Here is a 25581-nt window from a genome sequence, read left to right as displayed (position 1 = left end):
TCACGCGTCGTACGCGTGCGTCTCGAGCGTCTCCAGCTCGACGGCGTCCAACACGGCCTCGTTGGTCGCCTCGAGCACGACCGGGGGAACGGTCGTCTCGGGGAGCCGTCGCGTTCGGGTGGCCTCGAGCGCCTCGATCCACCGTCCGAGACAGAGACACCACCGGTCGCCCGGTTCGAGCCCGGGGAACGCGAACGCCGGGCGTGGCGTCACGAGGTCGTTCCCCCGCTCCCTGCTGAACGTCAGGAAGTCCTCGGTCATCACCGAACACAGTTCGTGTCGCCCGCGGTCCTCGGGGTGGGTCCCACAGCACCCGTCCCGCTCGAAGCCGGTCGGCGGGTCGGTGCTACAGTCGGCGAGCGCCTCCCCGAGGACGTTTCGGTCGGCCATATCCACCGATCGTGGCACACGGACAAAAAGCCGCACCCGTGCGGGGCTCCGCGTGTCCGCGAACGAGGTGCGTCGACGGCACGGTCGCCGTGTAGAGCCGACGTGTTTTATTCCCGGCACGCGAGCCCCACCCATGGACGAACGCGTACGCGAGCACGCTGTGGTGCTCGTCGACTGGAGCGCGCAGGTCGACCCGGGAGATCACGTCGTCGTGAGCGTCGCCGAGGACGCCCACGAGTTGGGCGTCGCCGTCGCCGAGGCGCTCGGCGAGCGGGGCGCGAACGTCACGACGCTGTACGGCTCCGACGAGGTGGGCCGCGCCTACCTGAAGGGGGCCGAAGCGGGCGCCGACGGCGACGTTCCCGACTTCGAGGCCGACCCCGCCGTCGACCTGGCGATCGTCGAGACGGCGGACGTCTACCTCCGGCTGGGCGGCGGCAGAAACACCGCCGCAGCCGCGGACGTCGACCGCGAGACGCGGCAGGCCTACGCCAGAGCCAACAAGGGGGTCCGCGAGGCGCGGATGGACACCGACTGGGTGTCGACGGTCCACCCCACCCGCAGTCTCGCGCAGCAGGCCGGGATGGCCTACGAGGAGTATCGGGACTTCGTCTACGACGCGGTCCTCCGCGACTGGGAGGCGCTCGCGGCGGAGATGGCCGAGATGAAGGCGGTCCTCGACGACGGCGACGAGGTCCGGATCGTCACCGAACGCGAGGACGACCCCGACACCGACCTTCGGATGTCGATCGCGGGCCGGACCGCCGTCAACTCCGCTGCCTCCGTCGCGTACGACTCCCACAACCTGCCCTCCGGCGAGGTGTTCACCGCCCCCTACGACACCGAGGGCGAGGTCTTCTTCGACGTGCCGATGACGATCGAGTCGACCCGCGTCCGGAACGTCCGCCTCGTCTTCGAGGACGGCGAGGTCGTCGACTTCTCGGCGGAGGCGGGCGAGGACGCGCTCGCGGGCGTCCTCGACACCGACCCCGGCGCGCGACGGCTCGGCGAGTTGGGGATCGGGATGAACCGCGGGATCGACCGGTTCACCGACTCGATCCTCTTCGACGAGAAGATGGGCGACACGGTCCACCTCGCGGTCGGCCGCGCCTACGATGCCTGTCTCCCCGAGGGCGAGCCCGGAAACGACAGCGCGGTCCACGTCGACATGATAAGCGACGTGCGCGCGAACTCGACGATGACCGTCGACGGCGAGGTCGTCCAGCGCGACGGGACGTTCCGGTGGGAGGACGGCTTCGAGGGGTGACGCGAGGCGGGCTTGTGCGACCGCGGCGTTGCGTCGACTACCGCCCGTCGAGCAGTCGCACCGGGTGTGCGGGCCGGCGCGTAAGCAACGCGTCCAGCTGCTCGAGACACGACGTGCCGCTGGCGACGACGGTCCGATCCGCGGTGTCGTCAGTCGTGAACTGCTCGGCGAGCGACTCGCCGACGTCCACGCTGAGTTCGTAGTACTCCGATTTGTAGCCGAAGCTCCCGGCCATGCCACAACACTCCACGTCGGAGGTCGCCACGTCGAACCCGCAGTCCTCGAGGACCGCCAGCGTGTACGGTTCGAGGTCGAGGGTGCGCTGTTGACAGTGGCCATGGTAGGCGACCCGCTCGCCGTTCCCGTCGGCGAGCGCGTCGGTGTCCGCCCCGTTCTCCAACAGCCCGTAGACGTACTCCATGACCTCGTAGCTTCCCTCCCGCAACGCAGCGTACTCGTCCTCGGGGAGGAGCCGGTCGTACTCCCGCCGGAACATCGCGAGGTCCGACGGCTCGATGACGACCACGTCGCGGCCCGCGGCGACGGCGGGCGAGAGCGCCTCGTAGACGGCCTCGGCGTTGGCGCGGGCGGTCGCCACCATCCCCTGGGAGAACGGCGCGCGTCCGCTCTCGCCGGCGGCGGGGACGTCGACGTGGACGTCGAGCGACTCGAGGACGCGGACGGCCGCCTTCCCGCGTTCGGTCCGCACGTAGTTCGTGTACGCGTCGGGGTAGAGCGCGACCCGCCGACGCGCCCCCTCGGGGTCCACCCGCGACCCGCGCGCCGTGAACCACTCGACGAGCGATTCGCGTTCGAACTCGGGGAGCTCGCGGCGGGCGTCGACGCCGAGGGTTCGCTCCATCACCGAGCGGGCAGTCCCGGTTCGGGCGATCCGGTTCGAGAGCGGCGCGAACGCCGACCCGAGCCTCGCCAGCGTGTCGAAGTTCCCGAACAGCCGCTTCTGGATGTCGAGCCCCCCTGGTTCCTCGTCCGGGGTGAGCCCCTCGACGAGGAAGTCGAACTCGCCGTCCGCCCCCCGGTTGATGCGGTCGCGGACGACGGTGTTGATCCACGGGATGTCGATCTTCACCGGACACTGGTTCACACACCGGCTACACCCCGTACAGAGGTCGTTGAACTCGGCGGCGCTGTCCTGTCCGTGAATACCCGCCTCCCAGCCGGTGGCGATGCCGCCGGAGTACGTCTCGCCGCCGAAGGCGTGTCCCCCGACGTGCTGGAAGTTCGCACACGAGTTCGCACACGCCGAACACCGGATACAGTACAGCGTCTCCCGGAGGTCGTCGTCCTCGCGCATCGCCATCCTGCCGTTGTCGATGAGCACGAGGTGGAACTCGCGGTCGTCGCCCGACTCGAGCGCCCGGTCGTCGCCCGACGTGAGGCCGTCGTCGGAGCCGACCCCGTCGCCGAAGGTCGGCGAGTCGCCGGGCGGCGTGAAAAGCGAGAGGTAGGAGGTGATGTCCTGTCCCGTGCCCGACCGGCCGATGAGCTCGACGAACGGCTGGAGGTCCTCGACGCGCGGGACGATCTTCTCGACGCCCGCGACCGCGACGTGGGTGTCCGTGGCCTGTACGCACTTGCGAGCGTTGCCCTCGCTCGTGACCAGCGCGAGCGTGCCGGTGTCCGCCGTGACGAAGTTCGCGCCCGTCATACCGACCTCCGCGTCCAGGATCTTCTCGCCGAGGTATTCACGGGCGAACCGGGTCAGCTCCTCGGCGGTCTCGAGGCGCTCCTCGGGGTCGAACACCTCGTTGAAGAGGTCGGCGATCTCCTCGCGGGACTTGTGGATGGCCGGCGCGACGATGTGCGAGGGCGCCTCCTCTGCGATCTGGAGAACGAACTCGGCGAGGTCGGTCTCCCAGACGTTTGCGCCGTCGGCCTCGAGGGCCCCGTTCACCTCGATCTCCTCGCTCGTCATCGACTTCGATTTCACCACGTTCCGGCCGTCGACGACCTCGGTGACGTACCGGTTCGCGTCGTCAGCGTCCTCGGCGACGTAGACGGTGCCGCCGTTCGCCTCGATCGCCTCGGTGGCCTGCTCGATGAGTTCCGGGAGCCGTTCGATCGCGTCCTCCTTGATGGCCCTCGCCTCGTCTTTGAGGGCCTCGTAGTCGTCGAGGTCGGCGGTGGACTCGTAGCGACCCTCGTTGAACACCCGCGTGTTCTCGTGGACGCTGTCGCCCTCGGTGTCGAGGAGGTGACGGATGCGCTCGGCCTTCCGTTGCCGGTCGTTGACGCTCATCTACCGGTCCTCCAGGAGTACGACCGTGACGTCCATCGGCCCGTGGGCCCCCCGCACGAGCGCGCCCATGTCCGCGGTGGCGCTCGGCCCGGTCGCGATGACGGCCTGTCCGGTCCCCTCCCGGACGTCCGCAGCGAGTCGGTCGAACACAGCGTCCATGTCCGGGAGGACGTCGCTCGCGGCGACGACGGCGACGTGTTCGTCGGCGTAGAGGCTCACCGGCTCCTCGCCGGCGGGCCCGCCCTGGACGACCACGGAGCCGTAGTCGGCGATACCGTACCCGACTGCGGTGACGCCGGTCCTCGCAGTCTCCAGATCCGCCACCGTCGGGTCGGTCTCCACGGCGTCCGGCAGGGCGACGCCCTCGAACGGGAGCGGCGTGCCGACCGCGGGCGTGTCGACACGCGGGGCGAGCGTCGACTCGAACTCCTCGGCGGTCGTCCGTACGAGGTCGACCCCGATCTCCGTGAGCGACGACTCGAACGTCGCGAGCGGTTCCGTTGACATACACCGGACGTTCATCGAACGGCCTATTGGGCGTTTCCCCTCCCGGACGGAGGGATATATCATGATCAGTTATTACTGTGATCTCCCGTCCGGCGACGACATTCGACGGATGGTATCATCGGAAAGAAAATTACAAATGGGTGGTCGTGAGACGACGAAACGTATCCGAGGTCCACGATAATGGCAAGTGTACTCACGCTGGCGCTCGTCGGCGCTATCCCGATCGGCGTGGCGTTCGTGCTGCTCGCCGGGCTCCGCTGGTCGGCGGCCCGCGCGATGGGAGTCGGGTGGCTGCTCGCGGGCGGTATCGGCCTCACGTACTGGCGGATGGAGCCCGACTGGCTGGTGGCGTCGGCCGTCTACGGGGCGTTACAGGCCGTCGACATCATCCTCATCGTCTTCGGCGCCATCCTGCTCATGAACTACCTCGAGGGGAGCGGCGCCATCGCCACCATCCGGTGGTACTTCGGCCAGATCGAGGAGGACCGCCGCGTCCAGGTTCTGCTCATCGGGCTGGGGTTCATGACCGTCATCGAGGGCGCGGCGGGGTTCGGCACGCCCGGCGCGCTCGCCGCGCCGCTGTTCATCGGCCTCGGCTTCCCGCCGCTGGCCGCCGCGGTGTTCGGCCTCTTTTTTAACGCCCCGAACCCGCCGTTCGGCGCGGCCGGCACCCCCGTCATCGGCGGCACCGGCGCGGTCATCGAACCGGCGCTGTCCGGGTCGATGGGCACCGGCGAGTTCCTCGCGCTCGTCTCCGCGTGGTCCGGGATCGTCACGGGGGTCACGTACGTGTTCTGGGGACTGCTCGGCGTGTTCTTCCTGACGTACTGGTTCGGTCAGGGCGACGACGAACGCCGAAGCGTCACGCGGGCCGTCCGGAGCAGCCTGCCGATCGCACCGTTCGCGCTGCTTCTCGGCGCCGTCACCGGCGGTACACAGCTGCTGATCGCGTGGTTCGTCGGCCCCGAGCTCCCCGACATCGCCGCCGGATTCGTCGTCCTCGCGCTCGGGCTGTTCCTCGCGAAAAACGACGTCCTGATCCCCGACAGCGAGTGGGACTTCCCCGACGACTCGACGTGGAGCGACACGTGGCGCGGCGGCCTCGACCTCCAGGAGATATCGCGGGACCGGCCGCGAAAGGAGATGTCGGTGCTCCTGGCGTGGACGCCGTACCTGCTCGTCGCGCTCGCGTTGCTTTTCACCCGCTGGCCGGACCTCACCGTCGCCGGCACCGAAGTCCTCGCGTGGATCCAGGGTTTCACCGTCGGTCTCGACTCGATCCTGGGGACGGAGCTCGGCTACACGCTCCAGTACCTCTATCTCCCGGGGACGATGCCGTTCATCCCCATCGCCGTGCTCACCGGGCTCCTCCACGGGATGGACGTCGACGAGATGGGGGCGGCGTGGCGGCGGTCGGTCGAGCAGGTCGCCCCCGCCGCGCTCACGCTCGTCATCGCCGTCTCGATGACGCAGATAATGATCCAGTCGCAGACGAACGCCGCCGACCTGCTCGGCATGATGGAGGCGCTCAGCCGCGTGCTCGCGATGGGTGCCGGCGGGCTGTTGCCCGTCGTCTCCCCGTGGGTCGGGGCCATCGGCTCGTTCATGACCGGGAGCAACACCTCCTCGAACATCCTCTTCAGCGTGCTCCAGTACGATGCCGCCGAGACGGTCGGGCTCTCACGGGCGATCGTCGTCAGCCTCCAGAACGTCGGCGGCGGCCTCGGGAATATGGTCTCGGTGTTGAACATCGCCGCCATCTGCGGCGTCGTGGGGATCACCGGCCGCGAGGGAGATCTGCTGCGCAAAGCCATCGTCCCGATGACGCTGTTCGCCGTGTTCGCCGGCCTGTTCGGGATGCTGTTGACGTACGTCCTCGTTCCCGGCCTGTTCTGAACCCCGGGACGGCGCGTTTCGCGCCGTCGGCTTCCGCGCCGAACCGTGTCGACTCGGCAGTGGTGAACCCGGGGGCCAGGGTGCGACCTCCCTCCTACCGCAGCGCGTCGAGGTCGAACTCGAATACGGCGACGGGCACCTCGAGGTCGTGCTCGACGAGGACCGCCGGGTGGACCTCGCCGATCACGCCGACCGACTCGCCGTCGACGACGACGCGCGCGGTCCGGCCGTCGATGAACGTCGGGTGCTCGGTTCGCGGGGTCTCGAGCTCCGCACCGAAGTCGTCACACACGGCCTGGAGCCGGCCCTTCACGGCCTCGTAGGAGGCATCTCTGCGCGCGACCGCGCCGGCGACGTGGCGGGACTCGGCCACGTTCGTGTTCTCCCTCTCGTCGCGCTCGGCGACGAAGCCGATCTCCGCGACGTCCTGCGGGTAGGCGTTGTGGGTGTTGCCCTCGAGCAGGAGCAGAAGGGACGGGAGCGCCCACGTCCGTAGCTGGGTGTACTCCTCGCTGTACGGCTCCGTGATCTCGACGGGGTCGCCGCCGCCGAAGACGCCGGGCCCGTCGCCCGACCCGTCGTCGGAGGCGACGGCTGTCCCGCCGGTCCCCGGCTCGATCCGCATGCGGTCGTAGTTCTCCTCCCGGCTCGTCATGTGGAAGTTGAGCAGGTCTTCGAAGCCGAGCCCGACGAGGCTCGTCCGGACCGCGTCCTCGAGGCGGGTGCGTTCGTGTCGCCCGCCGACGGTCCCCGCGTCGGGATACCGCGGCTCCAGTTCGTCGAAGCCGTACGCGCGGCCCACGTCGTCGACGAGGTCGAGCGGGTGGAGCACGTCGACGCGGTACGGCGGGATCTCGACCTCGTAGGTCGTCGCCTCGCCGAGCGTGTAGCTGGCGTCCAGCCCCGAGCGCTCGAGGCAGTCGACGACGTCCTCGGGGTCGAACTCGACGCCGAGCAGCGTCTCGATCCGGTCGTGGCTCACGGACTTCTCGTCGACCTCGAGGTTCGGTCTGACGAGGTCGGGGCCGTACTCCGCCGGGTGGGTCGCGCCGTCGGCGTACGCGACCTCGACCGCCTCTATCGTCGCGCCGCGCGCGGAGAGCGCGTAACAGACGATCGTACACATCTTGTCGATCGTCCACTGGTCCGTGCCGGTCAGTTCGACGAGCAGCTCGCGGGACTCGGTGTCGACCTCGGTCCGTTTCCCGTTGATCACGGGCGGGAACGAGAACAGCCCGAGCTCGTCGTAGATCGCGGGGTAGCGGTCGTAGCCGGTTACGATATCCGCGTACGTCCGTCCGGTGTCGTGTTCTTCCAACACCTCGGCGGGCGTCAGCTCGTCGTTCGAATCGAGGGGGACGAACGTCTCGCCGTCGGGGTCGACCCCCCGGTAGGTGATCGAGCGCTCCGCGCCCTCCCGGAGCGGCGCGCCCTTGACCATCGCCAGGTCGTGGATCCCGATCGCGCCCTTCGCGCGGCCGCGACCCATCGTGGCGTGGAGCTTCTCCTGGAGCTGGATCAGCGACTCCAACGCCGACTCGTCGAGGTCGACGCCGCGAACCACCGCGCCCGTGACGTACGGGCGCTCGTCCGGCACCGACTCCTCGACCTCGATCGTCCACTCGGCGTCGTTCGTCTCGGGGACGTACACCCCGCGGTCGTCGCCGTAGTGGTACCGCAGCGACCGGGCGACGCCCTCGACGCTCAGCCGGTCGAGCCGGTCGGGAGCGAACTCGAACTGTAGCTCGCCGTCGTCGGTCTCGCCCTCGAACTCCAGGCCGAGCCCGAACAGGTCCGTTTTGAACTCCTCGTCCGTCTTCTCCGTGTGGCCGGTGAGCCCCCGCAACGCGTCGGGGTCGACGTCGACGACGGGCATCAGTAGCTCACCTCCGCGTTCCGCAGGAAGTCGATGTCGGCCAACGTCCCGTGGAGGTCGCGGATGTCCTCCGCGCCGGTGGTCAACATCGCGAGCCGCTCTAAGGCGAGCCCCCACGCCATCACGTCGCAGTTGACGCCGAGCGGCCCGGTGACCTCCTCGCGGAAGATGCCGGAGTTGCCGATCTCGATCTCCTCGCCGGTCTCGGGGTGGTCGCCGAACAGCTCGAAGGAGGGCTCGGTGTACGGGTTGTAGTGCGGCTTGAACCGGATGTCCGTGATCCCGAACTGCCGGTAGAACTCCTCGAAGGTGCCCATCAGGTCGCGCACCGAGAGGTCCTCGGCCATCACCCACCCCTCGATCTGGAAGAACTCCAGCAGGTGGGTGGGGTCGAGCGTGTCGTTGCGGTACACCTTCTCGACGGAGAAGTAGCGCTGGGGCGGCTCCAGCTCCGCGCCGGCGTACCCCGAGAGGTACCGCATCGAAAGCGAGGTGGTGTGTCCCCGGAGGGCGACCTCCCGGGCGAACGCCTCGGACCACGGCGAGTGGTAGCCGTCGCCGTCCTCGCCCCACCCGTCGCGGTGGGCGCTCTCGACCCGCTCGAGCAGGGCGGGAGGGATATCGTCCATCGGGTCGACGTCGAGCGCGAACCGGTCCCAGTGGGTCCGCGCCGGGTGGTCCTGGGGCATGAACAGGCAGTCGTTGATCCAGAAGTCGCTGTCGGCGTGGGGGCCCTCCATCTCCCGAAAGCCCATGCCGACGAGGACGTCCTTCACGCGATCGGCGGTCCGGCGGAGCACGTGCTTCCGGCCGCCCTCGACCGCGGGGGCGTCCGCCTCGACGTTGTACTCGGCGAACTCGACGTCCGCCCACTCGCCGCTCGCGAGCAGTTCCGGCGTGACCTGGCTGACCGTCTCGGCCGCCTCGACGCCCTCCATGAGCGCGTCGACCCCCGCGTCGGTGAGCCGGACCGTTCGGGTGGTTCGCTCCGCGAGGTCGACGAGCCCACGGGAGGCGAGCCGGTCGAGGACGGCCACGTCGTCGACGCCCTCGCCGTCGGCGAGCGCCTCGAGGGCGGCTGACTCGGGGTCGGCGTCCGGGTCGGCGTCCGGGTCGACCGCGAGTTCGCCCGAGTCGATCCGCCCGAAGCCCTTCCGCGGGAGGTTCGCCAGCGCGATGTCGACCTCGGGGCCCGCCAGGTCGGCACTGCCGATGGCCTCGCCCATCGGGACGGCACCGTCGGCAGCGCCGACGTCGGCCGCTGCCCGGTAGAGCCGGGTCTCGGGGAGGCCGTCGTCGACGTAGTCGCGCCCCTCGTCGGTGAGTTCGGCGACCTCGGTCGTCGTCTCGCTCACGGCGAGCAGTCCCTCGTCGCGCAGGTCGAAGGCCGCGCCGGTGACCGTCTCCGGCTTCAGGCCCGTCTCGGCCGCGACCGCGTCGATCGTCCGTTCGTCCGTCGCGCTCGCGGCTTCGAGGACCGCGAGCTGTCGTTCCGGGAGTCGCATTCGGTTGGGTGGATACGTGTGTGGCTGGGTGGTAACGGTTCCGACACGTCGTCGGGACGGTACGGAGCGTGGCGGCGAGGGCGGGAGCACGGTCCGCCCCGCCGCCGATCGAACCGCACGGTTTCACCGCCCGACTGCGGGACGGCTCCGCCGTGCGCGGCTCACGCGAAAAACGGCCCGAACGCGCCGCCGTCGATCGTCGCGCCGGTCCCGCCCGTGGCGTGTTCGGGTGCCATGTACTCGCGTGGATCCGCCGATCAAGTATACGTTTCGCTCGGGTCCTGCGGTCTCGACCCTCTCGCGCGCCGTCCACACGCCCGGATCCCCGTCGCGTCCCGACGTCCAGCGGTATCGAATGTGAGTTTCGGAGGCGGAAGTTTATAAACCGACCCAGGGAAGGGGGGGCATGAGCAGTGACACGGTGAGCGTTCCCGAGGACACGTCGGTCTCCGAGGCGGTTCGCGTCGACCACGGCCGTGGTCTCCGTTCGCCGAGCCTCGCAGTCGTGGAGGCGATCGCCAGCCTCACCGGCGTGGACGCCGAGGCCCTCGGGGAGGAGGCGGATATCGTCCTGTACGACCACGTCAACCCCGACGCGATCGACAGGCTCGTCACCCATCGCTCCGGCGACGGGGTCGACCTCGCCTTCACCGTCGACCGGTACGAGATACGAGTCGACGGCGACGAGGCCGTCGCCAGGCTCGCCGAGTAGCGATCGACTCAGGCGCCGTCCGACGCCGATGGCGATCGACTCAGGCGCCGTCCGACGCCGCCCGTTCCCGCAACGCCGCGATACGGTCGCCGAGCGGCGGCTGGACCTCGAACCACGTCGACCAGTCGCCGGTCTCGGGTTCGACGCCGCGGATCGCGGCGACGCGCTCGAAGGCGTCCGCGACGCGGACGGCCCCCACCGCGTCGGCGGCGCGGTCGTCGGCTGTGTACTGGACGCGTCGCCCGACCCAGAAGGAGGCGAGTCCGACCGCCAGAAGCGAGAGGAACCCGGCGTCGAACGCGACGGTCGCCGTCACGATCACAGCCAGGATCCCGACGACGACCGCGATCGCGACCGCGCGGAACTCGCCGTAGTACGTCTCGATCCGCCCGGCCTCGGCCGCGAGCAGGCCGACCGCGACGTCCTCGTCGAGGTCCGCGAGGACGGCCTCGGTGAGGAAGAGCACCCGACGGCGGGGCGGCCCCTTCACCGCGACGTCGATCGAGTCCGCGTCGGCGGTCTCGACGATCGCGACCCGCTCGACGTCGAGGCCGGCCTCACGGCGGAGCTCGTCGAGGGCTGATCGTTCGGGGCCGGTCGGCTCGCGGAGGTCCCGAAACCGGTCGGCCGCGTAGAGCGGGCCGACCTCGACGGCGAGGAACGCCAGGACGACGACGCCGAGGAGGAGCACAGCCGTGAGCATCGCTCCGTCATCGATCCCGCCGAGGCTAAAACCACACGGTCCCGACGGAGCCCGCCGTGGTCCCGACGGAGCCCGAGACGGTCTCGCCTCATCGCGGAACCCGACGCGCGATCTCGCGGAGCGCGGCGGCGGCCGTGCTGTCGGGGGCTACCTCGATCACGGGGCGTTCCTCGACCACCGAACTGCCGACGCGGGGGTCCGCGGGGAGGACCGCCGTCGGCGCGCCGAGCGCGTCGGCGATGGCGTCCGCGGGCGGCTCCTCGACGACCCGGTTGACCGCGCAGGCGACGAGCCCGGCGTCGAGTTCGCGCGCCAGCTCCCGCGTCCGGATCGCGTCGGCGAGCGCGAACGCCCGCGGGGAGACGACCACGAGACACGCGTCGGCGACCGCCAGCGGGACGCCCGCGTCGGCACGCCGACCCGCGGGACAGTCGATCACGACCGTCCCGTGCGTCCGTTCGACGGTCTCGACCGCGTCGGCGAGCCGAGTGAGGTCCGACGCCCGCGCGCCGGCGAGCGTCCGACCGCAGGGAACCACGTCGACCGGACCGGGGCGGAGCGTCTCCGCGACCGACGCGCGGCCGGCGAGCACGTCGTGGAGGTCGGGCCCTCGACCGGCCGGGAGGTCCGCCATGCCGAGGTCGGCGTCGACGACGGCCGCGTCGAGCGCGGCTGCGACGTTGTACGCGAGCGTCGTCTTCCCGACACCGCCTTTTCCGCCCGCGACGGCGAGGATCACGCGAGCCGCTCCAGCGCGTCGGTCGGCACGTCCGTCGCCTCCGCGCGCGCCGCCAGCGACGACGCGCGTTCGCTCAGCCGTCGGAGCGCCGCCGCGTCGTTCGCGACGCGTTCCGCGAGGGTCGCGACCGCCGCCACGCCGCCGAGGCCGTCGACCGCCTCGGTGGCCGTCCCGAGATCGGCGCCCGTCAACCGTTCCGCCCGCTCGACGCGGCGCTCCACCCGGTCGAGTCGTTCGTCGAGGCCGCCCGACCTCACGGAGGGGAGGTGCGGGACCTCGGTCGGCGGGTCGGTATCGTCATCGATTGGCGGTCCCCCATCGTCATCGATTGGCGGTCCCCCATCGTCATCGATTGGCGGTCCCCCATCGTCCTCGCTCGGCAGTGCCGCGCGGTCGTCCGCGAACTCGTCTTCCACCCGTTCATCGACGCCCTCGGCCTCCGCGAGCGCGTTCGGGACCCGCGTCTCCGGATCGGCACCGACGCTGGCGGACGGCTCCGCCCGCTCGGGATCGACGAGCGCGGCGCGCGGCGGACGGTGGTCGTCGAGGGACCGAACCGCCGTATCGGCCGTGACGGCGGGGGGGTCACAGTCGTCGATCGGGTCGACGTCCGCGACCTCGACCGGCGGGTCGGCGATCCGCTCGTCCACCGGTACGACGACGGCGAACCCGACGCCGCGGCGCTCGTTCGGCTCGAGTCGAAGCGTCACGCCGGTCGCGTCCCAGCCCTCCTCCGGCACGCCGGCCCGTCGCGGCGGGAGCACCGGCCCGTCGCTCCGGCTCCGAACGCGCACGCGTCGGGGAACGGCGGCGGCGTTGTGGACGCGGCAGGCGACGAACCGGAGGTCGCCCTCGCGTTCGACGCTCCAGGAGAGGTCCACGCTCATACGCCGGCTGGTGCGGCATCCTATCTAAACCTCGGGACCGCTCACGGGAACGCCGAGGAGCGCCTCCGGGCTCGTCCCCTCGGCCGTCTCGAGGACGGAAACGGCCGACTGCTCCAGGGTCACCGGCCCCTCGATCTCCGCGATCCGTATCGCTGCGAGCGAGGCAGGGAGGTCGGACCCGTCGTACTCGCTCGGACGCGTCCCGGCGTCCGCCGGGTCGCCGCCCGGGACCACCGATAGCGCCGCGCGAAACTCGTCGTACACCGCGAGCGCGAGCTCATCCCGGGCCTCACGCTTTCGGTTCTCCAGCCGGTCGCGGAGGGCGAGCCGTCGCTCGCGCTCGTCACGCGCCACGGCCGCCCGTTCGCGCTCCCGCTCGAACGCCTGCTCGGCGGCGATCCGGGCGGTCTGTGCCTCCGACAGCTCCGCCGCGGCGTCCTCGAGGTCGGCGAGCGCCGCCGTCGGGTCGGCGTCGACGGCCCGGCGAGCCCGGACGTCGCCACGGAGCGTCGCGACGCGTTCCTTCAGTCGGTCCTCCTCGCCGGTGGCCTCGGCGAGCTGACGGCGAGCGCTCCCGAGATCGACGGCCGGGACCTCGATCGCCGTCAGCTCCGCGTGGACCGTCTCGATCTCCTCCGCGAGGGACGACTCCAGCCCGCGAGAGCGCGCCACAGCGGCGAGCTCCCGCCGGAGGCTCGTCCCCGTCGGAACCCGCCGGAGCACCGCTGGTGGGTCCGGAACCGCCCCGTCGACCGGCGTCGAGAGCGGCTCTCGACCGGGGTCGTCGCGACCGCTCGACGCGACCGATCCACTCGTGTTTCCCGCCGTGGACGCGTCGTCGTCGACGTCGTCGGATCTCTGCGCGGTCACAGCTCTCGACGCTTCATCGTCTCCGGATCCGGATGGTCCGTTCCGGCGGCGAACGACGCGTACGGCGTCGACCGCGCGTCGCGGTCGGCGTAGGCGCTCGCGGCCTCCCTGACGGCGTCGTCGACGTGCGTGAACTCGTTGAAGGGCTCCGTCCGCTCGATCTGGACGGCATCGCCGTGCGTCTCGCGCAGTCGTAGCGCCAGGAACGCGCCGTACGCGGTCGCTTCGAGCAACGCCGCGCGGCCGAACCGCCGAACGACCTGGTCGTCGTGACGGCGACACGCGTTGCGAAGCCCGGTCCGGGCTGACTCCGAGTACGTTACGACCAGCAACACGAGCGTCGGTGCTCGGGTGGAGAATAAATCGCTTCCGAACGCGAGCGACGGTCGGTACGGCCGTCGGCGTCGGCGGGTGATGGCCAAACCGACGAGATCAGACTCGTTCGAGTTCGAACGCCGGAACGTCGTCGTCCGCCGTGGGATCGATCCCGGCGACCGCCAGGACCCGTTCGCGCGCCGCCGGCTCCGAGGGCGCGACGACGACGCGCCCGTCGATCGGCGGGTCGCCGACCGCGCGGAAGACGTCGTCCTCGCCGTCGAACTCCGTCGCGTACGTCCGCAACACGGCCGCGACGCGACGCTCGGTCCCCGAGAGGTCCTCCTCGCCGTTCTCGAACGCGCGGAGCGCGTCCTCGACGTTCCGTAACGCGGAGATCCGGTCCATCTACGTCGTCCGCAGGTGTCCCTGCTGTGGCTCGTACACTTCGCCTTTCGTCCGGAGCTTCTCGATCTCGGCTTCGGCCTTCCCGGGGTCCATCCCGATCTCGCCGGCGCGGTCGAGTACCTCGTCGACGGGCGCGCCCTCCTCGTACTCCGTCTCGATGTCCGCGATGAGCCCCTTGATGTTCTTGATCCGGTCGCGCTGGGTCTTCGAGGTCCCCGTCTCGACCACGTCGGCGTCGAACTGGCCCGTCTCCGGGTCGACGCCGATATCCTTGAGACACGACTCGACGATGTCGGTCGCGCGGTCGGCGTCCTCGCGGTCGACCGTGTCCGAGAGCCGGACCCGCGCACTCGCCTCCGAGAGCCGGACGAGCGCCTCCAGCTTCCGGGCGGTGACGGGGACGGGCGCGTCCTCGTCGGCCCCCTTCGAGCGGAGGTCGACGTAGAACTCCTCGATGAGCCCCTTCGCCTCCTCCGTCATCGTGGGGTAACAGGAGCGTTTCGCGTGGGCGACGTACTTCCTGAGCAGTTCGGCGTCGATCGCCGGGGCGACCTCCTGGGTCACCTCCGCGACCTGGTCCGAGGTGAACTCCGAGGTCGCGAGCTCCTCGCGCTGGGTGTTGAGCTCGCCCGCGTAGTTCGTCTTGATGATGTGTTTCGCGAGCCGCGAGTCGTGTTCGGGGTCCGGGCTGTCCGTCACGGTGAAGATGAGGTCGAACCGCGAGATGAGCGCGGGCTCCAGATCGATCTGCTCGCCGATCGGCTCGTACTGGTCGAAGCGGCCGTACTTGGGGTTCGCCGCGCCGAGCAGGGAACACCGCGCTTTGAGCGTCGCGTTGATCCCCGCCTTCGACACCGAGATCCGCTGCTGTTCGAGGCCCTCATGGAGTGCGGAGCGGTCACTCGAATCCATTTTATCAAGTTCGTCGACTGCGGCGATCCCCTTGTCCGCGAGCACGAGCGCGCCGGCCTCGAGCGACCACTGCTGGCCGTCGCCGAAGTCGTCGCGAACCGCCGCCGCAGTTAACCCCGCCGCGCTGCTGCCTTTTCCGGACGTATAAACCGATCTGGGGGCGATGTTCTCGACGTACGAGATCATCTGTGAGTTGTGTGAAATGATCCCGTTTGAAACGTAGTTGTGCGTTCCCTCGACTTCGAGGTCGTACACCCAATCGTCTTCGGAATCGACGACTTCGACGGATTCTATCGGACTCCAGTCCACGGACAGCCCGGTCGCGAGGTCTGATGTACCGGAAACTACAGTCCCGCCGTCAGCGATCATCGGTGGTGTGACAGCGATACTCTCACCGACACCGAGTTCCGCGGCGCGCCACGGTTCAGGTCTACCGGTCGGACCCTGAACGAACAGCGGATGCGATGGCGTTGCCTCCACCTCCAGGCCGGACGCGGTCTCGACGCGATACATCGTTTCAGGGGCCTCGCGCTTCCAAACCTTTGTCGCTCGCGCGGACCCGATCGTCCCGTCGGACCGGAGCGACGGCACCTCGAAATCGACCTCGTCGAAGACGCCGTCGTCGACCGGTTTCGGGTCGTCGAGATTGTCCTCGACGAGGTCGCGTATCGGAACGTCTCTACCGTCACCAAGTGTCACCCGAGCATCACCATCGAGACACTTACCCGTACCCGGATCCCCGATCAGGAGCATGTGGAGGTCGCCGCGGATCCGCGAGCCGTCGGGGAGGTGTTTGGTGACCCCGGAGAAGAGCTGGAGGATCATCGCGAGCTTCTCCTCCTCGTAGCCGTAGATGGCGGGCGCGATGGAGTCGACCATCGCGTCGTAGATGTCGTCGCGATTGGAGAGCTCGATTATCTCGCGGCGGTCCGCGTCGGTGATGTCCATGTCCTCGAACTCCTCGTCCTCGACGGCGATGGAGACGCCGTCCATGTACAGATCGAAGATGGCGGACTTCTCGTTGCCCTGTTCGACCTGCTCGATGTGGAGGACGCCGACGCAGGTGACGTGGTCGCCGGGGCTCACCTCGCCGGTGATGTCGTCGACGATGTCGACGTCGAGCGACTGGGGCGTCTCCCCGCCGCGGAGCCCCTCGGGCGACTCCTGGATCCGGAGCTTCTGGGAGTCGATGAACTCCGACTGGTCGAAGTTGACGCGGAAGGGGCCCTGGCGTTCACACCCCTGACACTCGTGGGGCTCCTGGAAGCCACCGTCGCTCTGGGGGATGTACGTCATCGTCCCGCAGCGCTGGCACTCGAAGGCCGCCTCCGTCACCTTCGGGCGGACGTCGGTCGCCTTGCGGACGATCCCCTGAACCGAGACGAGCTTGCCGATGTGGTCGTCGTGGACGCGGATACCGCGGATGTCGATGTTCTCGGGGAGGTTCCGGAGCCGGACGTGCGCGCGACCGAGGCTGACGTCCGCGGGGAGGTCGTACAGCCGCAGCGCCTCCTCGGCGTACTCGCGCATCTGGTCGGGCTTCGTGAGGAAGTCCTCCGCGAGGTCGCGGTCGAACTGGAAGAGGTCGTCGTACTCGACGTACAGCGAGCGCTGCTCGTTGGGGTACTTCTGTGCGAGGGAGCCTATCTCCTCGCGGTAGTAGTTCCGGTAGAACTGGATGAACCGTTCGGTGAGGTCCTGATTCCCGGCCTGAGCCATTACGGCACCCCTTCGTCGGCATCACGTATGAACCTCCTGCTCGACGGGTCGACCGAGGATGACCCGCCCGCAGGACCGACCCGCTGAAGGACCGTCTACGCCTTCGGCACGACCGCCTACGCCTTCGGCACGACCGCCTACGCCTTCGGCACGACCACCTACGTCTACCTTACGACCGCCTACGCCTTCCTCACGAACGTCGCGTCCGCGGAGGTCCGCCCCTCGTTGAACGAGAGCACCTTCGCGCGGATCACGTCGCCCTTGCCGACGTCGCCCGGGACGTCCTCCGTGAAGACGACGAACCCCTCGACCTTGCCGACGGCGACCTCGCTCCCGGAGTGGTGGTCCGTGAGTTCGGTCACGCCGAACTCGTACGTCTCGCCGATCTCGACGGGCGGGTCGCGTTCCTGGGCCGCCTCGTGGGCCTGTTTGGACTCGCGTGCCGCCGACGACGGGCCGCGGAGGCGGCGAACGACGCCGAACAGGACGAGCAGGACCACCAGAGCCGCGGCGGCGACGACGACCGGAGACGTGGGTATCATACTCCTCCGTCGGCCCGTGGTCACCTAAACGGTCGGGGTTCGTGGTGGGGCACGGACGGATCCGCGGGTCTCGGGCCCGGCCGCGTCCGGGGACGCACTGTGAGCGCGACGACGACCCGCATGAGAAACGCCTTTGCTCTCGAAGCCCCGGGTTCGATCCAATGCGACACAGCCGCGAGTGCGATCCGTCGCGACTCGTCCCCGGATGTGGTTCGGCGTGAAGGTCGCGGACGCGGTACCGGAGTTCGCCGACGCTTTCGGGTTCGAGGAGTTCAACCGGATGCAACGCGAGGCGCTCCCCGGGATCTTCGAGACCGACCACAACGTCGTCGCGTCCGCGCCCACCGCCTCGGGGAAGACCGCGCTCGCCGAGCTCGCGATCTGTAAGACCCTCGCTGCGGGCGGGACGGCGCTGTTCATCGCCCCCCTGCGTGCGCTCACGAACGAGAAGGAGAGCGAGTGGGAGCGGTTCGAGGAGTTGGGCTACTCGGTGTACGTCGTCTCCGGCGAGCGCGACCTCAACCCGCGGCGGGCCGAGCGCGCCGACGTCCTCGTCACGACGCCCGAGAAGGCGGACAGCGCGACCCGGAAACACGACTCCGCGCGCTACAGCTTCATCACCGACGTCGACTGCGTCGTGATCGACGAGGTACACCTCCTCGATTCGGAGAAGCGCGGGGCGGTACTCGAGGTGACCGTCTCGCGACTCCGGCGGCTCCAGGACCCCCGCGTCGTCGCGCTCTCGGCGACGATGCCGAACGTCGACGACGTGGCCGAGTGGCTCGACGCGCCCCCGGAGACCACCTACTCGTTCGGCGACGAGTACCGTCCGGTCGAACTCGAGACGGGCGTCAAGACGTACAGCCACGGCTCGAACGCCTTCGCCGACAAGTACCGCCGGCTCTACCGCGCGCTCGACCTTGCCGAGCCGCACGTCCGCGAGGACGGCCAGGCGCTCGTGTTCGTCTCCTCGCGACAGGACACGGTCCAGGCTGCGAAGAAGGCGCGCGACGAGATCACGGAGCGGGACGTCCCGATCGACTCGCGGGGCGACTACGACTTCCACAACGAGGCGACGGAGCTGTCGAACGACACGCTCCGACAGTCCGTCCTCGACGGCGTCGGCTTCCACCACGCCGGGCTCGCGAAGGGCGACCGCGACCGCGTCGAGGAGTGGTTCAAGCGGGGAAAGATCAAGCTGCTCTTCTCGACGTCCACGCTCGCGTGGGGCGTGAACCTCCCGGCGCGGTGTGTCGTGATCCGCGACACCAAGTATCACGACCCGCTGGAGGGCGAGACGGACATCTCGCCGCTCGACGTCCTCCAGATGCTCGGGCGGGCGGGCCGCCCCGGCTACGACGACGTCGGGTACGGCTGGGTGGTGTGCGACCGCGCGGACGCCGACAAGTACCGACGGCTCCTCCGGGAGGGCAAAGAGATCGAATCACAGCTGGCAGCGGAGCTGGAGTCACACCTCAACGCCGAGGTCGCGATGGGGACGATCCGTGGACTCGAGGACGTGATGGAGTGGCTGGAGACGACCTTCTATTACGTCCGCGCGCGCTCGGAGCCCGCAGAATACGGCTTCGAGGGGCTCCGCGACCGCGTCCGCGACACCCTCGACTCGCTCGTCGACGAAGGGTTCGTCGCGGCCGGCGACGACCTCGCGGTCGAGCCGACGACGCTCGGCCGGCTCGCCTCGAAGTACTACATGCGCCTCGAGACCGCCCGGCAGTTCCGCGACCTCGCCGACCGCGACCGGCTCACCGTCGACGCGGTGCTCGAGACGGTCGCCGCCGCCGGCGAGTTCGACTCGGTCTCCGCGCGCGCCGCGGAGTCCGACGCGATCGATCGGGTCCTCGAGGGTCACGACACCGACCTCGAGGACGGCCACCGGAAGGTGTTCGCCATCCTGCTCGCGGGGATGGCCGACTCGATGCCGTCGGACCTCCGGTCGGACGCGTGGGTGATCCGACAGAACGGGCTCCGGCTGCTCGCCGCGCTCTCGGAGTTCCTCGACCGGTTCGCCGGTCCCCGGGCGGCCAACCTCGCGTGTCGGGTCGAAGCCCGGGTCGAACACGGCGTCTCCCGCGAGGCGGTCGCGCTCACCGCCGTCGAGGGGGTCGGCTCCGGCCGCGCCGAGCGGCTCGCGAACGCCGGTCTCACCTCGCCGTCCGCGGTCGTCGAGGCGGGTGCGGGCACGCTGGAGAACGCCGGGATGAGCGACTCCGTCGCCGAGCGGGTCCTCGACGCAGCCCGGGAGTGCCCGCGGATCGAGGTCGACTGGGGCGGGTTCCCCGACGCCATCGCGGTCGGCGAGAACGAACTCCGGGAGGTCGGCGTCTCGACCGCGGGCGGCGGCGCGCGCGTCGGGATCCGGGTCACCGTCAACGGCGTGGAGATGACCGAGAACTCGACGTACCTCGACGGGGAGACGACGATGCCGGTCGGCGTGTTCGGCCCGCCCGACGCCGACGAGTTGGAGTTCGTCGTCGAGGTGGTCTTCCCCGACCTGCCGCTGATGCCCGTGCGCGCGACTCGGACGGTTCGGGTGGATTGACCTCCTCCCACGACTGAAGTCGTGGGATTCCTCCGTTGGGATGTCGGCTATGCCGATTCCACGGAGGCAATATTCCCCACCGTTGGGCGGGTACTCCGGTTTGTGCGCTCCTCTTTGGGACTTCCCCTCTCGGGAGAGTATGGTGTCTCCGACCAGTCGTGGTCGTCCCACTCGAGGCACACGGGCTGAGCCATCAGCCGTACGTCTGTACCAGTCTCACGTTCGAGGAACAGCTGGCTCGCCTTGAGATCAGCATGTCCCTCGAACCCACACACGCAGCGGAACAGGTCGCCGTTCCGCGCTGTCTCCTCACGCTCACCGCACTCTGGACACTCTTGGGTTGTCCATGACTCTGATTCTTCAATGACTTCGATTCCGTACTCCTCACAGACACATTCGAGACGACCGGTGAACCGTCGAAACGCCCAGAAGTTGTGCGTTTTTGAGTTTACTTCGGGCTTCCAATGTGTCGAGAGTACGCCCTCAATGTCACCGACATACACTGTTGACACACCTTCGTCGTACAACCGCTCGACGAGGTCACGGACCAGTGCGTCTTGCGCATGGTAGGCATCCGTGATCCGCTACCGTTTCGAGGCTCGATACACGCGTCGCTGGGCGAGGTGAGGTAGTCCGTACGTGGCCGTTCCCCGTGGATTCACCCGGCGGGGTCAATTGAGAGACGGATCGTCGGCTGGTTTGAACCGATAGTTACACGAGGGACATTCGACCAGCCGGCTCCCAGTATCCGTCACCACGAACGTGAAGTGGCGACTCCACCGTATTATACCACACTTTGGACACCGACGAACGATGGGTGGCATCATGCTGAAGTCGGATTTCGGACGCTGTCACTCCCTATCCGTCCGAGCGGGAAAGATATACCGGGGTAACTCAGCGGTATGTCCGCACTCTTCAGCGACCAGCCGTTTCAGGCGAGAACGTATCCGAAGGAGGGTCCCAGGGGAGCCGGACGTATCGGTCGGACGTCGGAACCGAAGCGTCGGGACGGATGGCGTGACATCCTCCCTGCCGTGAACGACAGGATTCTCTCCTCGTAGAAAGCTAGCCCACCGGAAAGGAACCGCTGTCCGTCCGATACTGAAGTGGAGTTTTTGCGAGGGAAGAACGCTCCGAGAGCGCCTTCCGCATTCACGCGCTGTGGCGCGCTCATGCGAGGGGAGGGATTTGAACCCACGGACCTCTACAGGAGCGGATCTTGAGTCCGCCGCCGTTTCCGGGCTTGGCTACCCTCGCACGCGGACGACGATTCGACACCGGACCGTTTTACTCCGTCGGTTTCGCGCCGACCAGCCGCGCCTCGAAACCCCCCTCCCGCGACTCGCCGATCGTCAGCGTCCAGCCGTGTGCGGCCGCGACGCGGTCGACGATCGCGAGCCCGATCCCGGTCCCGCCGTCCTTCGAGACGCCGAACTCGGTCACTTCCCCGCGTTCGTCCGCGGAAACTCCGGGACCGTCGTCGGCGACGTACACGCCGCGGTCGTCGACGCCGACGCGAACCGCGGGACGCTCGCCGGCGTGATCGAACGCGTTCGAGAGCAGGTTCCCCAGCGCCCGCCGCAGGAGACCCGGGTCCGCGAGCACTGGTCCCGCGTCCTCCACGACGAGCGTCGCGTCCGCCGGTGGCTCGCCGAAGTCCCCGGACTCCCAGCAGTCCCGCGCGAGGTCGCCCAGGTCGACCGTGGCCTCGGCGACGTCTATCGCGGCCGGCTCGCGCGCCAGCATCAACGCGTCGTCGATCAGCGACTCGATCCGGTCGAGCGCGTCCTCGGCGGCGTCCAGCCGCTCGACGTCGCCGGTCTCGCGGGCGAGATGGAGGTATCCCTCCGCGACCGACAGCGGGTTCCGGAGGTCGTGTGAGAGGAACCCGGCGAGCCGCTCGAGCCGTTCGTTGAGCCGCTCGAGTTCGCGCTCGTGTTCGACGCGAGCCGTCACGTCACGGATGACCCCGACGACCCCGACGATCGGCCCGCCCGTTTCCTCGTCGTCGCCGGACCGTTCCTCGTCGCCGTCCCGGTCGTCGCTGCTTCGTCCCTCGTCGGCGCTTCGGTCGTGACCCGCCGCCTCGGTCCGGTCGAGTCCGTCGGTCGTCAGGGGGGTGAGCCGCGTCTCCGTGGTCACCGACGACCCGTCGCCCAGCGTCGTCGTGAGCTGGATCCGCTCCTCCCGTGAGTCGCCCGCGAGGACGCGCTCGATCGCCTCGCGATACCGGTCGGCCTCCGGTTCGGACCAGTATCCCGCCTCGACGAGCCGCTCGGGGTGTTTCGCGAGGAGGAGGTCGTCCCCGAACTCCGTCACCTCCCGGAGGCGGTCGTTGGCGAACACCCGGACCCGGTCGGCGTCGAGCACGTACGCGCCGTCGCGGATGGCGTCGACGACGGCCCTCGCGTACCGGTCCCGCTGGTCGTCCATGTCGACACCTCGGAAGCGAGCGGTAAGTGGACACCGGTCCTCGCGAAACGGTTAGGTCGCTAGCGACGCGATGGGTCGCATGGACGAGCACACCCGCGACCCGAGCGTCGCGCCGCCGGTCTCGGGGGAACCCGCCGGGTGGCGGCGCGACCGCATCGAGTCCAACGGGTGGGAACACGGGACGCTCCGGCGGGCGGTGATCCACGGCGTCCGGCTGTACAACGACGGCGCGTACCACGAGTCACACGACTGTTTCGAGATCGAGTGGTACAACTACGGCAGCGGCACGACCGAGAGCGCGTTTCTCCACGGGATGGTCCAGGTCGCCGCGGGCGCGTACAAGCGCGTCGGCTTCGAGGACGACGACGGCATGCGTAGCCTCTTCGAGACCGCGTTACAGTACCTCTACGGCGTCCCCGGGGACTACTACGGGGTCGACGTCGACGACGTGCGCGCCACGCTCGCGGCCGCCCTCGAGGACCCGACCGCGATCGACGGCTGGCGGATCGGACTCGACGGAGAGAAACCGGAGGCTGGACCGGCGGATCACGAATATGTCGAAAGTCTCGAATGACGAGTTACACATATCTCGATTCGTAGAACGGAACGTACGAGGTTCGGCACGTGTTCCCCGGGAGCCCTACGTCTCGTTTGATAGCCGATCGAGACAGAGAATATACGGCGGTACACCGCTCGTTTGGTCGAACATCCTGAAATCAGTTGGTTGATACTTCGTTGAACAGTTTTTGTACGTCGATCACGTCGACGGAACCGTCGTCGTTGAAATCGAACGCGTCCGGATCGTTCCGAATCGTGTCGTCGTCCATATTGGAGAACAGGGCCTGGACGTCAACGATGTCCGATTCGCCGTCTCCGTTGATATCCTCGTAGAGACCGTCTCCGTCCGGATCGGTCGGTGGGTCTTGAAAGTCACCGATCGTCTTTCCACCGATACAGGTGGCCTCGTTATCGACTACGTCGGTCACTGACCAAGGGACGAATTCGACGTCGTCGCTGACTTTGTCCCCCCTGGGGTCTTCTACCGGATTATCCTCGTGTTGGGGTCCAGTGGGGTCTCCCCAGTAGTTACAGGTTGCGACCGCAGTTGTATCCACGTCAGAGGGAAGATCGTTCTTTGTATTCTGGATCCCGAATTCATCGTTGTCTTCGATGGTATTGTCGATGAATTCGTGGTTCGGAGAGTTAAAGGCGTAGACCTGATCGTACGAAATGATGACGCCGTTGTTGTTATTTGCGATCACGTTTTCTCGAACGGTCCCGTTACTGTAAAGGAAATTAATTCCCGTCCCCGCGTTGTTCTGGATGGTATTTCCGACGATAGTTGTATCGCCAAGATCAGCACTTGCCACCAATCCGATCAACTCGATCCCGTATCCATCGTTGTCGGAGATGATACTGTCCACGAACGTTCCCTCCCCAGAGCTGATCCCCGAACCGTTGTCTCTGACGGAACTGTCTTCCAGTTCAACCCAGGACGCCGTCCCGCCGGCGACTGCGATGTTGTCGTTCCTGTTCAGGTCACTTTGGTTTATTGATATATTACAGCCCTCTGAACCACTAATACCCGTACTATTATCACTAATTATAGAACTTTTTATACTAATTTCCTGTTTTCTATCCCCGTCAATACCTCTATTATTATTCACTACTGATATGTTTTCGAGAGATATTTCAAAATCAATGTCAAGATTCCTTGTAGAAATTCCAGTCTCAAAGTTCTCCAAGGTCAGGTTTCGAATCCGGGCATCAGTGTCCGATCCGACGTAGATCCCAATACCGGTTCCGTCGCCGGAGATGGTGTATCCATCGCCGTCTAACGTGACGTCTGAGTAGCTGTCGATACTAAAGCAACCTCCAGTTATAGAGATGTCCTCGGTGAGAACGTATTCGCCGTCACTGAGGGTCGTACACTCGTCGATCTCGGTCGGCTCCGCGACCGCGGTACTCGAACTGGACGAGAGTCCGATGATCGAGGTTCCGAACACGATCCCACCCCTTCGAAGCGTTTTTCGGCGTGATATCCCATCACCTGAACGAGGCATAACGAGTCAGGGGTCTCGTCTGACGGTACATTGTTATTACCAGGATTTATGAGATAAGTCATACTTAAGATAAGGGACAATCCATATCCGGAGTGGCCGCGTCGGCATGTTTTCGAGAACTGGGACAGCAGTACCCCGAAACGAGAGGTCGTTGACGGTAGCAACGCCGGTTCCCGTCGTTCAGTCGGATCGGCTCAGCCGATCGGTCTTCTCCAGTAGTGTTCGGCTCACAAACATACCGGCGAAAATAGGACCGATCGACGGTTCGCGGATCGGACTCGGCGGGGATCGCCGACGGCGCGCCGTCGACGACCGGTTTATGCCGCCGGAGCGCGGAGGGATCACGAACCATGGAGCGCCCCGGATCCGACTCCCGAACCCGGCGCCGCTATCTCCGCGCCGTCGGCGGGCTCGGGGCGGTCGGGGTCGTCGGCTGCCTCGATCGAACCCCGTCGAACGAGCCCGACGGCGACTCCGGCGGGGCGGGGGATGCCGGAGGCGACGACGCCGGCAACGGCGGAGACGACGGAGGAGACGGGAACGACGAGGTCGAGAGCGACGACGAAGGCGAGAACGGGAGCGACGCGGGCGACGAAAGCGAGCCGATCCACGCGGACTACGAGACGCGGGACGTCAGCGTCGAGACCGCCGACGGCGACGTCCTCGGCTCGGTGACCGCGGCGGTCGCGGACACGGACGACCTTCGCAGGACCGGGCTGAGCGACACCGACTCCCTCCCCGAGGACCGCGGCATGCTGTTCGTCCACGGCTCGGTCCGAGACCTGAGCTACTGGATGCTCGAGATGGACTTCGGGATCGACATCGTGTTCGCGGACGCCGACGGCGTCATCACCGGGATCCATCACGCGCCCGCACCCGACCCGGACGAGGACGGGACGGACCAGACGTACAGCGGCCGTGGGAAGTACGTCCTCGAGGTCACCTACCGGTGGACCGAGGAACGGGACGTCGAGGCCGGCGACGTGCTCGTCTTCGACCCGGTCGAGTGAGCGGGTC

The 25581-nt window shown here is 68.1% G+C and carries 21 protein-coding genes, 1 tRNA gene and 1 pseudogene; 6 read left to right on the top strand and 17 right to left on the bottom strand.

Translation table 11 applies throughout. The annotated features are described in order from the left end of the window. Complete coding sequence (locus DQW50_RS01620) at positions 1 to 390, bottom strand: DUF2237 family protein (protein WP_112077568.1); 390 nt, start codon at positions 388 to 390, stop codon at positions 1 to 3. Positions 391 to 523: 133 nt separating this feature from the next. Between DQW50_RS01620 and DQW50_RS01615 the strand changes: the two genes are divergently transcribed. After that, the gene (locus tag DQW50_RS01615) at positions 524 to 1657 is read left to right on the top strand and encodes an aminopeptidase (RefSeq protein ID WP_112077567.1); all 1134 of its coding nucleotides are present in this window, start codon (positions 524 to 526) and stop codon (positions 1655 to 1657) included. Between the two features lie 37 nt (positions 1658 to 1694). Here the strand turns inward: DQW50_RS01615 and DQW50_RS01610 are convergent, their stop codons facing one another. Next, positions 1695 to 3917: an LUD domain-containing protein gene (locus DQW50_RS01610; protein WP_112077566.1), complete on the bottom strand. Its 2223-nt coding sequence runs from the start codon at positions 3915 to 3917 to the stop codon at positions 1695 to 1697. Then, positions 3918 to 4424 carry a lactate utilization protein C gene (locus DQW50_RS01605; protein WP_112077565.1) on the bottom strand — a complete coding sequence of 169 codons (507 nt, stop codon included), beginning with the start codon at positions 4422 to 4424 and terminating at the stop codon, positions 3918 to 3920. A 180-nt stretch (positions 4425 to 4604) separates the two neighbouring features. Between DQW50_RS01605 and DQW50_RS01600 the strand changes: the two genes are divergently transcribed. After that, positions 4605 to 6320, top strand: a complete 1716-nt coding sequence (locus DQW50_RS01600) for an L-lactate permease (RefSeq protein WP_112077564.1) — start codon at positions 4605 to 4607, stop codon at positions 6318 to 6320. Between the two features lie 94 nt (positions 6321 to 6414). Here the strand turns inward: DQW50_RS01600 and pheT are convergent, their stop codons facing one another. Together pheT and DQW50_RS01590 are read right to left on the bottom strand one after the other, a co-directional pair. Beyond that, positions 6415 to 8196 (bottom strand): phenylalanine--tRNA ligase subunit beta, encoded by a 1782-nt coding sequence (gene pheT, locus DQW50_RS01595; RefSeq protein ID WP_112077563.1) that lies wholly within the window; start codon positions 8194 to 8196, stop codon positions 6415 to 6417. Continuing rightward, positions 8196 to 9701, bottom strand: a complete 1506-nt coding sequence (locus DQW50_RS01590; protein WP_112077562.1) for a phenylalanine--tRNA ligase subunit alpha — start codon at positions 9699 to 9701, stop codon at positions 8196 to 8198. The genes pheT and DQW50_RS01590 overlap by 1 nt, the downstream gene beginning before the upstream one ends. Positions 9702 to 10107: 406 nt before the next feature. Between DQW50_RS01590 and DQW50_RS01585 the strand changes: the two genes are divergently transcribed. Next, complete coding sequence (locus tag DQW50_RS01585; protein ID WP_112077561.1) at positions 10108 to 10413, top strand: HalOD1 output domain-containing protein; 306 nt, start codon at positions 10108 to 10110, stop codon at positions 10411 to 10413. 40 nt (positions 10414 to 10453) lie between these two features. Here the strand turns inward: DQW50_RS01585 and DQW50_RS01580 are convergent, their stop codons facing one another. The 8 genes from DQW50_RS01580 to DQW50_RS01545 all read right to left on the bottom strand — a co-directional run bounded on the left by DQW50_RS01580 (position 10454) and on the right by DQW50_RS01545 (position 17508). Continuing rightward, a complete protein-coding gene (locus DQW50_RS01580; protein ID WP_112077560.1) occupies positions 10454 to 11116 on the bottom strand; it encodes a peptidase in 663 nt (220 codons plus the stop codon). Positions 11117 to 11204: 88 nt separating this feature from the next. Further along, positions 11205 to 11855, bottom strand: coding sequence for a chromosome partitioning protein ParA (locus DQW50_RS01575; protein WP_112077559.1), 651 nt, complete (start codon positions 11853 to 11855; stop codon positions 11205 to 11207). Beyond that, entirely contained in the window at positions 11852 to 12742 is an 891-nt protein-coding gene (locus DQW50_RS01570; protein ID WP_321169391.1) for a hypothetical protein, read from the bottom strand. Before DQW50_RS01570 ends, DQW50_RS01575 begins: the two co-directional genes overlap by 4 nt. A gap of 24 nt (positions 12743 to 12766) precedes the next feature. Further along, positions 12767 to 13612, bottom strand: a complete 846-nt coding sequence (locus DQW50_RS01565; RefSeq protein WP_112077558.1) for a hypothetical protein — start codon at positions 13610 to 13612, stop codon at positions 12767 to 12769. Continuing rightward, positions 13609 to 13947 carry a hypothetical protein gene (locus DQW50_RS01560; protein WP_112077557.1) on the bottom strand — a complete coding sequence of 113 codons (339 nt, stop codon included), beginning with the start codon at positions 13945 to 13947 and terminating at the stop codon, positions 13609 to 13611. Before DQW50_RS01560 ends, DQW50_RS01565 begins: the two co-directional genes overlap by 4 nt. Positions 13948 to 14044: 97 nt before the next feature. Continuing rightward, the gene (locus tag DQW50_RS01555; RefSeq protein ID WP_112077556.1) at positions 14045 to 14335 is read right to left on the bottom strand and encodes a hypothetical protein; all 291 of its coding nucleotides are present in this window, start codon (positions 14333 to 14335) and stop codon (positions 14045 to 14047) included. Continuing rightward, positions 14336 to 16966 carry an ATP-binding protein gene (locus DQW50_RS01550; protein WP_112077555.1) on the bottom strand — a complete coding sequence of 877 codons (2631 nt, stop codon included), beginning with the start codon at positions 16964 to 16966 and terminating at the stop codon, positions 14336 to 14338. It abuts the gene before it with no gap. Positions 16967 to 17145: 179 nt separating this feature from the next. Further along, the gene (locus DQW50_RS01545; RefSeq protein ID WP_112077554.1) at positions 17146 to 17508 is read right to left on the bottom strand and encodes a TRAM domain-containing protein; all 363 of its coding nucleotides are present in this window, start codon (positions 17506 to 17508) and stop codon (positions 17146 to 17148) included. 217 nt (positions 17509 to 17725) lie between these two features. Here DQW50_RS01545 and DQW50_RS01540 point away from each other — a divergent pair, with 217 nt between their 5' ends. Beyond that, complete coding sequence (locus tag DQW50_RS01540) at positions 17726 to 20068, top strand: DEAD/DEAH box helicase (protein ID WP_112077616.1); 2343 nt, start codon at positions 17726 to 17728, stop codon at positions 20066 to 20068. A 47-nt stretch (positions 20069 to 20115) separates the two neighbouring features. On the opposite strand, the pseudogene DQW50_RS01535 reads toward DQW50_RS01540, so the two are convergent. The 3 genes and pseudogenes from DQW50_RS01535 to DQW50_RS01525 form a co-directional block, all read right to left on the bottom strand. Beyond that, positions 20116 to 20634: pseudogene (locus DQW50_RS01535) on the bottom strand (zinc ribbon domain-containing protein); the annotation flags it as partial. A 607-nt stretch (positions 20635 to 21241) separates the two neighbouring features. Further along, positions 21242 to 21325: transfer RNA gene (locus DQW50_RS01530), tRNA-Leu, on the bottom strand. Positions 21326 to 21355: 30 nt separating this feature from the next. Then, on the bottom strand, positions 21356 to 22501 hold the full coding sequence (locus tag DQW50_RS01525; protein WP_112077553.1) for a PAS domain-containing sensor histidine kinase: 1146 nt from the start codon (positions 22499 to 22501) through the stop codon (positions 21356 to 21358). A 79-nt stretch (positions 22502 to 22580) separates the two neighbouring features. On the opposite strand from DQW50_RS01525, the gene DQW50_RS01520 reads away from it, so the two are divergent. Continuing rightward, complete coding sequence (locus tag DQW50_RS01520; protein WP_112077552.1) at positions 22581 to 23075, top strand: DUF309 domain-containing protein; 495 nt, start codon at positions 22581 to 22583, stop codon at positions 23073 to 23075. A gap of 142 nt (positions 23076 to 23217) precedes the next feature. On the opposite strand, the gene DQW50_RS01515 is transcribed toward DQW50_RS01520, so the two are convergent. Then, positions 23218 to 24507: a right-handed parallel beta-helix repeat-containing protein gene (locus DQW50_RS01515; protein WP_198664562.1), complete on the bottom strand. Its 1290-nt coding sequence runs from the start codon at positions 24505 to 24507 to the stop codon at positions 23218 to 23220. A 407-nt stretch (positions 24508 to 24914) separates the two neighbouring features. Here DQW50_RS01515 and DQW50_RS01510 point away from each other — a divergent pair, with 407 nt between their 5' ends. Next, on the top strand, positions 24915 to 25574 hold the full coding sequence (locus DQW50_RS01510) for a DUF192 domain-containing protein (RefSeq protein ID WP_112077550.1): 660 nt from the start codon (positions 24915 to 24917) through the stop codon (positions 25572 to 25574). Positions 25575 to 25581: the final 7 nt, after the last annotated feature.

It is taken from the genome of Halorubrum sp. 48-1-W, from assembly GCF_003287355.1.
Taxonomy (GTDB): domain Archaea; phylum Halobacteriota; class Halobacteria; order Halobacteriales; family Haloferacaceae; genus Halorubrum.
Note: the sequence above shows the minus strand (reverse complement) of the source record. Positions and strands in the feature narration are given on the sequence as shown.

Coding starts and splice junctions, on each gene's coding strand:
- DQW50_RS01555 (WP_112077556.1), bottom strand. CDS start 14,335: ATGGACCGGATCTCCGCGTTACGGAACGTCGAGGACGCGCTCCGCGCG.
- DQW50_RS01550 (WP_112077555.1), bottom strand. CDS start 16,966: ATGGCTCAGGCCGGGAATCAGGACCTCACCGAACGGTTCATCCAGTTC.
- DQW50_RS01610 (WP_112077566.1), bottom strand. CDS start 3,917: ATGAGCGTCAACGACCGGCAACGGAAGGCCGAGCGCATCCGTCACCTC.
- DQW50_RS01600 (WP_112077564.1), top strand. CDS start 4,605: ATGGCAAGTGTACTCACGCTGGCGCTCGTCGGCGCTATCCCGATCGGC.
- DQW50_RS01590 (WP_112077562.1), bottom strand. CDS start 9,701: ATGCGACTCCCGGAACGACAGCTCGCGGTCCTCGAAGCCGCGAGCGCG.
- DQW50_RS01525 (WP_112077553.1), bottom strand. CDS start 22,501: ATGGACGACCAGCGGGACCGGTACGCGAGGGCCGTCGTCGACGCCATC.
- DQW50_RS01520 (WP_112077552.1), top strand. CDS start 22,581: ATGGACGAGCACACCCGCGACCCGAGCGTCGCGCCGCCGGTCTCGGGG.
- DQW50_RS01585 (WP_112077561.1), top strand. CDS start 10,108: ATGAGCAGTGACACGGTGAGCGTTCCCGAGGACACGTCGGTCTCCGAG.
- DQW50_RS01605 (WP_112077565.1), bottom strand. CDS start 4,424: ATGTCAACGGAACCGCTCGCGACGTTCGAGTCGTCGCTCACGGAGATC.
- DQW50_RS01545 (WP_112077554.1), bottom strand. CDS start 17,508: ATGATACCCACGTCTCCGGTCGTCGTCGCCGCCGCGGCTCTGGTGGTC.
- DQW50_RS01615 (WP_112077567.1), top strand. CDS start 524: ATGGACGAACGCGTACGCGAGCACGCTGTGGTGCTCGTCGACTGGAGC.
- DQW50_RS01510 (WP_112077550.1), top strand. CDS start 24,915: ATGGAGCGCCCCGGATCCGACTCCCGAACCCGGCGCCGCTATCTCCGC.
- DQW50_RS01620 (WP_112077568.1), bottom strand. CDS start 390: ATGGCCGACCGAAACGTCCTCGGGGAGGCGCTCGCCGACTGTAGCACC.
- pheT (WP_112077563.1), bottom strand. CDS start 8,196: ATGCCCGTCGTCGACGTCGACCCCGACGCGTTGCGGGGGCTCACCGGC.
- DQW50_RS01570 (WP_321169391.1), bottom strand. CDS start 12,742: ATGAGCGTGGACCTCTCCTGGAGCGTCGAACGCGAGGGCGACCTCCGG.
- DQW50_RS01580 (WP_112077560.1), bottom strand. CDS start 11,116: ATGCTCACGGCTGTGCTCCTCCTCGGCGTCGTCGTCCTGGCGTTCCTC.